An 11,426-nucleotide genomic window follows, 5' to 3' on the forward strand; every position below is an offset into this window, starting at 1 on the left:
TTCCGGGAAGGCGGCAATGGCCTGATCGCCCGGTTCGAAAACGACCCCGCGGCCACCCAGCTATACGAAGTGGACGAAGCCGGGCAGGAACTGATCTGCCTCGGCCCCAAGGTGGGCGTCTGACCGGGGGCGCGGCCCGCCGGACAGACATAAAGGTCAGAACAGATCGCCCTGCTCAGGCGGCGGATCGCTGCGCTTGCGGGGGGCGCTGCGCCGGGTGACATCCACGGTACCGTCGGCAAATTCGATCTCCAGCGCAGCGGCCCGCCGGGCTGCCGCCGTGTTCGTGACCAGCTTGCCATCGGCCCGAACGACGGCATAGCCCCGCGCCAGCGTTTCCTTGTAGCCGAGGGTGGAAAGCGCCCTGCCCAACCCTTCCAGCTTTTCGCGACGGCGGGCCAGATTGCGCAGCATCGCGCGGTCGACCCCTTCGGCCATCGGGCCAAGCCGGTCGCGCTGGCGGATCAATTCCCGTTCGAGCATCTGCGGGCGGAACCGTTCTACGCGCGCGGTCAGGCGGTCGGACTGTTGCTGCATTCGCCGGTCGAGCGCGGGCCTCAGCCGGTCGGCCAACTGCGCAAGGCGACGTGCGTCCCCCGCCAGAAGGCGCGTCAGCACGGAATGGCGCAGGCCCCCCGCCACATCGGAAAGCCTAACCCGCCGCTTCTGCACGCCGGACGTCAGCGCGGGGCCGAGCCGCGCGCCCGTCATGTCAAGCCGCTGGCGCGGTCCGTCCAGCAGGGTGACCGGGCGTGGCAGGGCGCGCGCAAGGTCGCGCAGGCGCTGGTCCCGTCTGCTCAGACATTGCGACAACGCCTGAACCATGCGCGCCTCCTGCCCTTCAAGCAGGGCGGCGAGTTCGTGCCGGACAGGCACCGCCAGCTCCGCCGCCGCCGTGGGCGTAGGCGCGCGCCGGTCCGACACATAGTCGATCAGCGTCGTGTCCGTCTCATGGCCCACCGCCGAGATCAGCGGGATGGCAGACGCCGCGGCGGCCCGGGCGACCACCTCTTCATTGAAACCCCAGAGATCCTCCACCGAGCCGCCGCCGCGCGCCACGATCAGCAGATCGGGCCGGGGCAGCGCCCCGCCGGGCGTCAGGGCGTTGAACCCTTCGATGGCGCGCGCCACCGCGGGGGCACAGCCCGGCCCCTGCACCGCGACGGGCCATATCAGCACCTTGCGGGGAAACCTGTCGCGCAGCCGGTGAAGGATGTCCCTGATCACCGCCCCGGAGGGGGAGGTGATCACGCCGATGATCTCCGGCAGGTAGGGCAAGGGCCGCTTGCGGGCGGGATCGAAAAGCCCTTCGGCCTCCAGCGCCTTCTTGCGCTTTTCCAACAGGGCCATGAGCGCACCGGCCCCGGCGGGCTGGATATCCTCGATCACGATCTGGTACTTCGATTGCCCGCCAAAGGTGGTTACGCGGCCCGTGGCGATCACCTCCATCCCTTCCTCGGGCTGGGTGTCGAGCTTTGCGGCGGTGCCCTTCCAGATGACGCCGGCGATCACCGACCTATCATCCTTGAGGTCGAGATAGAGATGCCCCGACCGCGGCCGGCTGACACGCCCGACCTCGGCCCGGATTCGGACATGGCCGAATTCCCCCTCGATCACGCGCTTGATCGCGCCCGAAAGCTCGCTGACGGTAAATTCCGGGCTGTTTCCGCCCGGCTGCGGATCGTCGATCAGGTCCATCCCGGTCCATTCTTGTGCAACTGCTCGTCGCAGAATAGAACGCCCCAAATCCGAGGCCAAGCAGATCAGGAGCGCCCATGAACATTCTCATCCTCGGTGGCGGCGGACGCGAACATGCGCTGGCCTGGGCCGCGCTGCAGAATCCGCGCTGCGACAAGCTGATCGTGGCCCCCGGCAACGCGGGAATCGCCGCCATTGCCAGCTGCGCCGATCTCGATATCACCGATGGGGCCGCGGTGGTCGCCTTTGCGGAAGGCGCCAGCATGGATTTCGTCATCATCGGCCCCGAAGCGCCGCTGGCCGCGGGTGTGGCCGATGACCTGCGCGCGGCGGGGCTGGCCGTATTCGGCCCCTCTGCCGGGGCCGCCGCGCTCGAAGCCTCCAAGGCCTTCACCAAGGAAATCTGCGCTGCCGTCGGGGCCCCCACCGCGGGCTACGGTCACTTCACCGATGCGCAGGCGGCTCGCACTTATGTAAAGGCGCAGGGCGCGCCCATCGTGATCAAGGCAGACGGCCTCGCCGCAGGCAAGGGCGTGATCGTCGCCATGACGGAGCGCGAGGCGCTCGATGCCGTGGATACGATGTTCGACGGTGCCTTCGGCGAGGCCGGGGCCGAAGTCGTGATCGAGGAGTTCATGGAAGGCGAAGAAGCCTCCTTTTTCGTGCTCTGCGACGGCGAAACCGTCCTGCCCATCGGCACCGCACAGGACCACAAGCGCGTCGGCGAAGGCGATACCGGCCCCAACACCGGCGGCATGGGCGCCTATTCCCCCGCCCCGGTTCTGACCGACGAAATCGCGGAACGCGCGCTGGAAGAGATCATTCGCCCCTGCGTGGCGGAAATGGCGCGGCGCGGACTGCCCTATCAGGGGGTGCTCTATGCCGGGCTGATGATCAAGGATGGCCATCCCCGACTGGTTGAATACAACGTCCGCTTTGGGGATCCGGAATGCCAGGTGCTGATGATGCGGCTGGGCGCGCAGGCGCTGGACCTGATGCTCGCCGCCTCGAACGGAACATTGGGGGAGATGCGGGTGAACTGGGCCGCGGACAACGCGCTGACCGTTGTGCTGGCCGCCGATGGCTATCCCGGCAGCTATGAAAAGGGCACCGCCATTCGCAACCTCGACACCCTGCCCGAGGACAGCATGAACATGGTGTTCCATGCAGGCACCGCCCTGCGCAATGGCCAGACCGTCGCGACGGGAGGCCGGGTGCTGAACGTCACCGCGCGGGGTGAAACATTGGCTGAAGCGCGCGACCGGGCCTACCGGATGGTGGATGCGATCGACTGGCCCGAAGGCTTCTGCCGCCGCGACATCGGCTGGCGCGCGCTCAACGAAGGCTGAACCCGCCCCGTCCCGCGTTCAGTGCGACCGCCCCTTCCAAATGGCAGAAAATCCCCCCCGGAGGGCCGGGTCGCTCCGGGCACGCCGCTGATTTTCAGGAGCATTCCAACGCAGCAGCGAACCCGGCGCGCCCTTCATGCGGGCCGATGTCCCGGGCGGTGACGGTCTCTCCATCGAACTGGAGCGCCAGCATCCGGGAAAAATCCGCGCTGGCGACGATCATCTCCGGCCCCGCTCCGCAGGTGCGGATACCCCCCGCGATGTCCGGCTCTCCGATCCGGTGGTTGGTCACGCCCGGAAAGGATGCAACCTCTTGCAGGCTCCCCTCCTCATAGCGCCAGATACGCAAGGTCTTTGCCAGATGGGGCCGGTCCACATAGGCCAGCTCCACCTTGCCGTCACCGGCCAGGTCCGCCGCACCCACGGGGGCGAGCCAGCGGTTGCGTTGCCCGATGAATGGCGTCACCGCGACCGGGCCAGTCGTATCGTAAAGGGCAAGCCGCGCGCCTTTGGAAAGGTCGCTTTCCACGACCATCACCAGCGGGCCGTGCTCTCCCACGTCGACGACGCGGGGGGCGACGTCTTCGAACACGCGATGCTCCGGGAGGCGCAGCGTCACCACGCGCTCTGCCTGTTCCGTACAATCGGCGCAGGGGGAGAGCGTCAGCCGCAGGGCGCCCCATTCGATCGCATCGCCGAGCACGCCGTGATCGTAGCGTTCCGTCGGTTCCGCGTATTCCGCCGCGATGATCGTCTCCGCCCGCGCGGGGGCGGTGACAATCGCAAGGCCACAGGCCAGCGCGGAAACGAGGGCGCGCATGTTCAGATCTGCTTTTCGGGCATCTGGACGCGCAGGCCGTCCAGCGCATCCGTCACCTTCAACTGGCAGGTCAGGCGGGACCGGGCGGGATCGGGCTCATAGGCGAAATCGAGCATGTCCTCTTCCATGTCGTCCTTGGGCGGCAGCTTTTCTACCCAGGCCGGGTCAACGTAGACATGGCAGGTGGAGCAGGCACATGCCCCGCCACAATCCGCCTCGATCCCGGGAATGTTATTGTCCCGTGCGCCTTCCATCACGGTCAGCCCGTTGGCGACCTCCACGACATGTTCCTTGCCGCCGTGTTCTACATAGGTGATCTTGGCCATTGCCCGCCTTCTCCTCGAAAATCCGTCGCTCGTGTCTAACCGTGCGCGGGGGGCGCTGCCAGCCCCTTTTCGCCGCTGCGCCCGGACAGGGCTTCACAGGGACGCGACGCGCGCCAGTGCTGGGCAAGGGGGATGAAACTGCGTAGGTTCAGGCGGAGTAAGCGTCATCTGAAAGGCCGCCGCATGCGCGCCCCCCTGTACGAATTGTTCTATCCCTGCCCCGCCGCGTTGGCGCTGACCCTGGCAAGCCTTGCGGGATGCGCCGATCCGGGCGGAGGCGCCGGGCGTCCCGCCGCCGAACCGCCCGAACCGGGTGTTGCGGTCGCGACCCGCGAGGGGCCGGCGGGCGCGCCGCCCGGCACCTGCTGGGGCAAGACCTTAACACCGGCTGTCATCGAAACGGTCACGAGCCAGGTGCAGGTCGAACCCGCCAAGATGGGGAAGGACGGCACGATCAGCGCCCTGCCCGTGTACCGGACTGAATCGAACCAGCAGATCGTGCGCCCCCGGCAGGAAAACTGGTTCGAGACACCCTGCCCCGATACGCTCGATCCCGAATTCTATGCCAGCCTGCAACGGGCGCTGCAGGCACGTGGTTTCTATAGTGGGGCGATCACCGGCATCTTTGATGGCCCCACGCGGGCGGCCCTGCGCCGCTATCAGCGGCAGGATGGGCCGGACAGCGAGGTACTGGCCCTCACCACGGCGCGCAACCTCGGCCTGGTGATCGTGCCGCTTTCGGCGCTGTAAAGAAGCAAAAAGGGCGCCCCGCGGGACGCCCTTGATCTTTCTGCTGTAACCCTGCGGTCCGATCAGCGATCGAGACCCAGTGCCACGAACCGCGGATCTCCGGCACGGCGCACCAGCAGCAGCAGCGATTTGCGCCCCGCTTCGCGGGCAGCGGCCACGCGGTCTTCGAAATCCGAGATGCTGGCTACCTTCTCCTGCCCGGCTTCGGTGATCACGTCACCGGCGCGCAGGCCTTTTTCAAAGGCTTCGGATGCCTCGTCCACCTGTGTCACGGCAAGTCCGTCCATTTCGGGGTCAAGCTCCAGCTCCTCGCGCATCTCGTCATTGAGCGGTGCGAGGGTCAGGCCCAGCAACTCCTTGGAAGTGGGGGCTTCGTCCTCATCGGGGAGCGCCTCTTCCAGATCGGGGGAGGCAGCGGCATCGGCATCTTCACGACGGCCAAGCACGACCTTCATTGTCTGCGACTTGCCTTCGCGCATGACGGTTACCCGTACGGAGGCACCCACCGGGCTGTTGCCCACCTGCCGGACAAGCGCGCGTGTATCGGCCACCTCGACCCCGTCGAAGGACATGATCACATCGCCGGTCATCAGGCCCGCTTCCTTGGCGGGGCCATCCGGCACATCGGTGATGAGCGCGCCGCTGGCCTTGGCAAGGCCCATGGCGTCGGCCACATCCTCAGTCACGTCCTGAATGCGCACACCCAGCCAGCCGCGCCGGGTCTCGCCGAACTCTTTCAACTGGTCCACGACGCGCGTCACCACGTTGGACGCCATGGAGAAACCGATGCCGATGGAGCCGCCGTTGGGCGACAGGATGGCGGTGTTCACTCCGATCACCTCACCGTCCATGTTGAACAGCGGACCGCCCGAGTTGCCCCGGTTGATGGCCGCGTCGGTCTGGATGTAATCGTCATAGGTGCCCGAAAGCGCCCGGTTCCGCGCGGAAACGATGCCTGCGGAGACTGAAAAGCCCTGACCCAGCGGGTTGCCCATGGCGATCACCCAGTCGCCCACGCGGGCGGCGTTGCTGTCGCCGAAGCTGACGAAAGCCAGCGGCGCGGGGGCTTCGACCTTGAGCAGAGCGATATCCGTCTTGGGATCGGTGCCGATCAATTCGGCCTTCAGCTCCTGACCGGAGAAGAATTCGATCAGGATCTCGTCCGCCCCTTCGATGACGTGGTTGTTGGTGACGACGAAGCCGTCCTCGGAAATGACGAAACCGGATCCCAGCGCGGAAGACCGGCGCGGGCGCGGACCTTCGCCATCGCGGTTGCGATCACGGAATTCGCGGAAGAAATCCTCAAACGGGCTGCCCTCGGGCACGATGCCCTGCGGGCCGGTGCGGCCTTCGACCATGGTGGAGGTCGTGATGTTGACCACGGAGGGGCTGATCTTTTCCGCGAGCGGGGCAAGACTTTCGGGCTTCGCCCAGGCGCCAACGGATTGAAGCGCGATGAAAAGCGCCGTGAGCATCGCCAGCAGGATGAGCGAAACCTGCGCGGGCTGAGCGGATTCCTGGGTTCGGGCGCGCGCCTGTGGCTGCATGGTCGTCTCCTGTCCTTGTGGATGGCCGGGGCCGGGATAGTGCTGGGCGCAAGACTGCATCCGCAACTTGCCCGCCGCAACATGAAACATGTATCCGATCACGGGGTTTTCAACCCGCCGGAAGCGGTGCATCAAGCAACATTGGGCCCTTCAACGGGGGCTGCGACAAAAGGATACACGCCCCCCTGGCCTTTTTCTGACGCTTGCGGGTCGGAGGTCATACGCCCAGTTGGAACGCCAGCCAGACCAGGATGAGCCCCGCCAGCGCCACCAGAAGGCCGACCTGCCGGATCGCCGTTTCAGGCAAGGTGCGAAGCGTTTCCAACAGCCGTTCCAAAAGCGAAGGGGCCAGCGCGTACACCAGCCCCTCCAGAACCATCGCAAGCCCTAGGGCCAGCAGCAGAAGGCTCATCTGCTTTCGCCTTCCTCAGACCTCACGCCCTGATCGGACCGCAGGTAGTTGAAGAATTCGCTATCAGGCGACAGAACCATGGTGGAGTTTTCGCCTTTCAGCGCCTGCTCATAGGCGCTCAACGACCGGTAGAACTCGAAGAATTCCGCGTCCTTGCTATAGGCGGAGGCGAAGATCGAGTTGCGTTCCGCGTCGGCTTCACCCTCGATGATGCGGGCGTCACGGCGCGCTTCGGAGAGGATCTCCTCGTAGGTACGATCGGCAAGCGCCGTGACGCGCTGCGCGGCTTCGCGCCCGCGGGCACGTTCATCCGTCGCTTCGCGTTCGCGTTCCGCGATCATCCGCTGCAGCGTGGCATCGAAGTTCTGCTCCGGCAAGTTGGTCTGGCGCAGCCGCACATCCACGATATCGAGGCCCAGCGCCGCCGCCCGGGCATCGGCGCGGTCACGGATCTGGTCCATCAGGGCAGACCGTTCGGGTGACAGGATCGTGTTCGACGTCACACCCTGCGAACCCAGAACCGCACGGATCTGACCTTCGAGAATACCGTTGAGCTGATCTGCAGCGCTCCGCTCCCCGCCGGCGCCGATGGCCTGACGGTACTGAACCACGTCGTCGATGCGGAACAGCACGAAAGCGTCGATCTCAAGCCGGCGGTCATCCGCCGGGGTGACTTCGATCACGGGTGTTTCCAGCGACAGGACGCGGTCGTCGTAGCGCACGACTTCGTCCAGCAGCGGCACCTTGAAGCCGATCCCGGGTTCGGTCCGAACCTGTTTGATCTGGCCGAAGCGCAGAACCAGCGCCTTTTCACGCTCATCCACGACGTAGATGGCGGAAAGCACGACGATCAGGGCGACGACCGCGACGGCAATGAGTATCTTCGTGGTCCGCATCAGTTCGACCCTCCGTTACGCCGCAACTCGTTCAGGGGCAGATATGGCACGACCCCCTGCCCGGTGCCGGACTGGTTGTTTTCGAGGATGATCTTGTCCACGTCGCCAAAGACCTTTTCCATTGTTTCGAGGTAAAGACGTTTGCGCGTCACCTCGGGGGCCTCGGCATATTCCTCGCGGACCGCTTCGAAACGGCTCGCTTCACCGACAGCATCGTTCACCACGCGGGCGCGGTACCCTTCGGCAGCTTCGAGAAGCTGGGCGCTTTCACCCCGGGCCTCGGCGAGGCGGCGGTTGGCGTAGGCGTCGGCCTGACGCTCCACCCGGTCCCGCTCCTGCTCGGCGGCTTGAACGTCACGGAAGGCGTCGACGACCGAAACAGCGGTGGTGTTGCCCTGCGCGTCGGTCACCTGCACGGTCTGGCTTGGCGGGTCGACCTTGTTGAGGTTGACGCGCAGCACGTTGATCCCGGACTCACGGTTATCGAGCGTGCCCTGGATCAGTTCCTTCACCCGCGCTTCGACAGCGGCACGATCCCGGTTCAGGATCGGCGCCAGTTCGGACTGGGCGATAACCTCACGCATGGCGGATTCGCTGATCGCCCGCACGGCGGCATCCGGATCGCGGAGGGAGAACTTGAAATTCTTGGCGTCCTTGATGTTCCAGACCACCTGAAAGTCGATGTCGACGATGTTTTCGTCCGTCGTCAGCATCAGGCCATCATTGTCGCCGCCGGAACGGCGCACGCCGATTTCCTCGGTACGGTTGGTCGTCACATCGAAGACTTCCGCCGTGACCACGGGCCAAGGCGCGAAGTTCAGACCTTCGGTGCCGATCTCGGAGAAATCGCCCAGCAGCAATTCGATGGACTGCTGTTCGGGCCGCACGGTGTAGAGGCTCGCGAAAAGCCACAGGACCAGCGCCACCACAAGGCCAAGGCCCACGGTGCCGCGTGTCAGCGCGGGGCCACCGGAGGGGCCGCGCCCGCCGCCGTCACCGCCCCGGTCGCGTCCGCCGCCGCCCATAAGGACGCGCAGATGCTCCTGACCTTTTCTTACCAGTTCGTCGATCTCGGGGATTTGCGGTTTGTCCTGCGGCCCGCGTCCGCCCCCGTCGTTGTTGCCCCGGTTGCCACCGGGCGGGGTTTCACGCCCGCCGCCGCTACCCCGGTTTCCTCCGCCGCCCCAAGGGCCGCCCGTGTTGCCAGCCATTCATTCTTCCCTTCATCGGCCGCAAACCGGCCCGTTGTCCCAAAATTGTGCACGATACCGCCGATTTCAAGCAGTTCGCGCCGGCTTTCGCAGGGTTACCAGTTCTTCGGTCATCGTCGGATGGACCGCGCAGGTCTGATCGAACTGCTCCTTGGTCAAGCCTGCCTTGACCGCGATCCCCGCAAGCTGGATCATCTCGCCCGCGTCGGGTGCGACGATGTGACAACCCAGCACGGTGCGATTTTCCTTCGAAACGATCAGCTTCATCAAGACCCGGTTCGATTTCTGCGCAAAGGCGGTGCGCATGGGCCGGAAGGAGGTGACATAAACCTCCACCTCCTCGCAGACGCGCGCTTCTTCCTCGCTCATCCCGACGGTTCCCATCTCGGGCTGGGTAAAGATCGCCGACGGCACCAGTTTATGGTCGACGGCGGTCTTTTCCCCGCCAAAGACCGTCTGGACGAACGCCATGCCTTCGCGGATCGCCACCGGGGTCAGGTTCACCCGGTCGGTCACATCGCCGATGGCATAGATCGAGGGCACATCGGTCTGGCTGTATTCGTTCACCAGTATCTCTTTCCGGCGTCCCAGCTTCACGCCGGTATTGTCCAGCCCCAGATCGGCAGTGTTGGGCACCCGTCCGGTGGCGAAAAGCACCATGTCGAAGACCTTTTCGCCGCCGTTGGTCGATTTCACCCAGATCGGCCCCTTCTGCATCGGATCGGCGCCGTCGTCGCTGGGTTCATGCGAAGACGCCCCGGGCTCTGTCACGCCGCCGGTGTCGCCGCGTTTCTTGCGATCCGACAGCAGTTCCATGTCGACGACATTGGTGCCCATGTGCAGGTCGATCCCCTCGTCCCGCATACATTCGGCCACCAGCCCGCGGGCCTCTTCGTCGAAACCGCGCAGGATCTGGGCACCGCGGTAATATTGCGTCACCTCGACCCCCATCCCGTTCAGGATGCAGGCAAATTCGCAAGCGATATAGCCGCCCCCGATGATCAGGATCGATTTCGGGAGTTGTTCGAGGTTGAAAATGTCATCCGACACGATGCCGAGTTCGGCATTGGGCAGTTCAGGGCGCACCGGGTGCCCGCCCACTGCGATCAGCACGTGCTTGGCTGTCTTGGTGGTCCCATCGGCGAGTTCGACGGTATGCGCATCTTTCATTGTCGCACGCTGGTCGAAAGTTTCGACCCCGGCGTTGGTCAGAAGGTTGCGGTAGACCTTTTCAAGGCGGTCCAACTCTTCGTGCAGGCGACCGCGGAACATGTGCCAATCGAACGGGCCGGTCTTGTGATCCCAGCCGTAGCACGCCGCTTCGCTGGCCAGATCCGCATAGCCCGAGGCATAGACCATCAGCTTCTTGGGCACACAGCCCCGGATCACGCAGGTGCCACCGTAGCGGCTTTCCTCGGCCAGCCCCACCCGCACCCCGTGTTCAGAGGCCGCCACCCGCGCGGCACGCACACCGCCCGACCCGCCGCCGATTACGAAAAGATCGTAATCGAACTTGTCGTCGGATGCTTCTTTCTTGCTCGCCATGTCGCCCGCCTTCCCAGTGGTCTCGTTTCAGTCGTTCAGATCCGAAAACAGGTTGTCCGATTCGACAAAATCAAGTTTTTCAGTGGCTACGGTGCCCTCGTTGATGTCGCGCACCTCGACCCGCCCGTCCCCGTAGCCCACGACGACCGCATCGCAGATGTCTATGAAAAGCCCGTTCTCCACCACGCCGGGCATCTGGTTCAGAACCAGCGCCAACTGGCGCGGATTNCCGATCCTGTTGAGATGCAGATCGAGGATGTGGTTGCCTTCGTCCGTTATATAGGGGACCTGACCGTTCATGCGCAGCGTGCTGGAATTGCCCAGCACGTCCATGCTGATCAACGTCTCTTCGATCAGTGCCTGCGTGGTTTGCCAGCCGAAGGGGATCACCTCCACCGGGAGGGGGAAGTTGCCCAGCGTCTCCACTTCCTTGCCGACATCGGCGATCACCACCATTTGATCGCTCGCGGTGGCGACGATCTTCTCCTGCAGCAGGGCGCCGCCGCCGCCCTTGATCAGGTTCAACTCTCCATCAAATTCATCCGCGCCGTCGATGGTCAGATCGAGCCACTTCGCTTCATCGAGCGAGATCACCTCGATCCCTACGTTGCGGGCAAGCTCTGCCGTGCGGCTGGAGGTGGGAACGCCGCGGATCTTCAATCCGTCCTCGCGTACCATCNCCCCCAGGCAGCGCACCAGCCATGCGGCGGTGCTGCCGGTGCCCAGCCCCACGCGCATGCCGTCCTCGACGAAATCGGCGGCCCGCCGGGCGGCGACGAATTTCGCCTTGTCGATGGGGGAAAGCTCTCCGGTCATTGCGGCAACTCCAATGGCAAGGGTCGGTGCAGGCGTTATAGGGGCAACCGCGCCAT

The 11,426-nt window shown here is 65.1% G+C and carries 11 protein-coding genes; 2 read left to right on the plus strand and 9 right to left on the minus strand.

Features of this window, described 5'->3' with window-relative positions:
* Nucleotides 1-156 precede the first annotated feature (156 nt).
* On the minus strand, nt 157-1,698 hold the full coding sequence (xseA, locus tag A3764_RS04185; RefSeq protein ID WP_067921037.1) for an exodeoxyribonuclease VII large subunit: 1,542 nt from the start codon (nt 1,696-1,698) through the stop codon (nt 157-159).
* Between the two features lie 77 nt (nt 1,699-1,775).
* Here xseA and purD point away from each other — a divergent pair, with 77 nt between their 5' ends.
* Nucleotides 1,776-3,047, plus strand: a complete 1,272-nt coding sequence (gene purD / locus A3764_RS04190) for a phosphoribosylamine--glycine ligase (protein WP_067921035.1) — start codon at nt 1,776-1,778, stop codon at nt 3,045-3,047.
* 94 nt (nt 3,048-3,141) lie between these two features.
* On the opposite strand, the gene A3764_RS04195 is transcribed toward purD, so the two are convergent.
* Nucleotides 3,142-3,867: a hypothetical protein gene (locus A3764_RS04195; RefSeq protein WP_067921033.1), complete on the minus strand. Its 726-nt coding sequence runs from the start codon at nt 3,865-3,867 to the stop codon at nt 3,142-3,144.
* Between the two features lie 2 nt (nt 3,868-3,869).
* Nucleotides 3,870-4,193 carry a 2Fe-2S iron-sulfur cluster-binding protein gene (locus A3764_RS04200; RefSeq protein ID WP_067921032.1) on the minus strand — a complete coding sequence of 108 codons (324 nt, stop codon included), beginning with the start codon at nt 4,191-4,193 and terminating at the stop codon, nt 3,870-3,872.
* Between the two features lie 183 nt (nt 4,194-4,376).
* On the opposite strand from A3764_RS04200, the gene A3764_RS04205 reads away from it, so the two are divergent.
* Nucleotides 4,377-4,943 (plus strand): peptidoglycan-binding domain-containing protein, encoded by a 567-nt coding sequence (locus A3764_RS04205; RefSeq protein WP_067921030.1) that lies wholly within the window; start codon nt 4,377-4,379, stop codon nt 4,941-4,943.
* A 62-nt stretch (nt 4,944-5,005) separates the two neighbouring features.
* On the opposite strand, the gene A3764_RS04210 is transcribed toward A3764_RS04205, so the two are convergent.
* From A3764_RS04210 to rpiA, 6 genes are all read right to left on the minus strand, one after another.
* The gene (locus tag A3764_RS04210; RefSeq protein WP_067921046.1) at nt 5,006-6,490 is read right to left on the minus strand and encodes a DegQ family serine endoprotease; all 1,485 of its coding nucleotides are present in this window, start codon (nt 6,488-6,490) and stop codon (nt 5,006-5,008) included.
* A gap of 217 nt (nt 6,491-6,707) precedes the next feature.
* Nucleotides 6,708-6,902: a DUF2065 family protein gene (locus A3764_RS04215; RefSeq protein ID WP_067921027.1), complete on the minus strand. Its 195-nt coding sequence runs from the start codon at nt 6,900-6,902 to the stop codon at nt 6,708-6,710.
* Entirely contained in the window at nt 6,899-7,798 is a 900-nt protein-coding gene (gene hflC / locus A3764_RS04220; RefSeq protein ID WP_067921025.1) for a protease modulator HflC, read from the minus strand. Before hflC ends, A3764_RS04215 begins: the two co-directional genes overlap by 4 nt.
* Nucleotides 7,798-9,009 (minus strand): FtsH protease activity modulator HflK, encoded by a 1,212-nt coding sequence (hflK, locus tag A3764_RS04225; protein WP_201722262.1) that lies wholly within the window; start codon nt 9,007-9,009, stop codon nt 7,798-7,800. Before hflK ends, hflC begins: the two co-directional genes overlap by 1 nt.
* A 66-nt stretch (nt 9,010-9,075) precedes the next feature.
* The gene (locus A3764_RS04230) at nt 9,076-10,554 is read right to left on the minus strand and encodes an FAD-dependent oxidoreductase (protein WP_067951236.1); all 1,479 of its coding nucleotides are present in this window, start codon (nt 10,552-10,554) and stop codon (nt 9,076-9,078) included.
* 27 nt (nt 10,555-10,581) lie between these two features.
* Nucleotides 10,582-11,370 (minus strand): ribose-5-phosphate isomerase RpiA, encoded by a 789-nt coding sequence (gene rpiA / locus A3764_RS04235; protein ID WP_067951238.1) that lies wholly within the window; start codon nt 11,368-11,370, stop codon nt 10,582-10,584.
* Nucleotides 11,371-11,426: the final 56 nt, after the last annotated feature.

This window comes from Sulfitobacter sp. HI0129 (genome assembly GCF_001635395.1).
GTDB lineage: Bacteria > Pseudomonadota > Alphaproteobacteria > Rhodobacterales > Rhodobacteraceae > Sulfitobacter.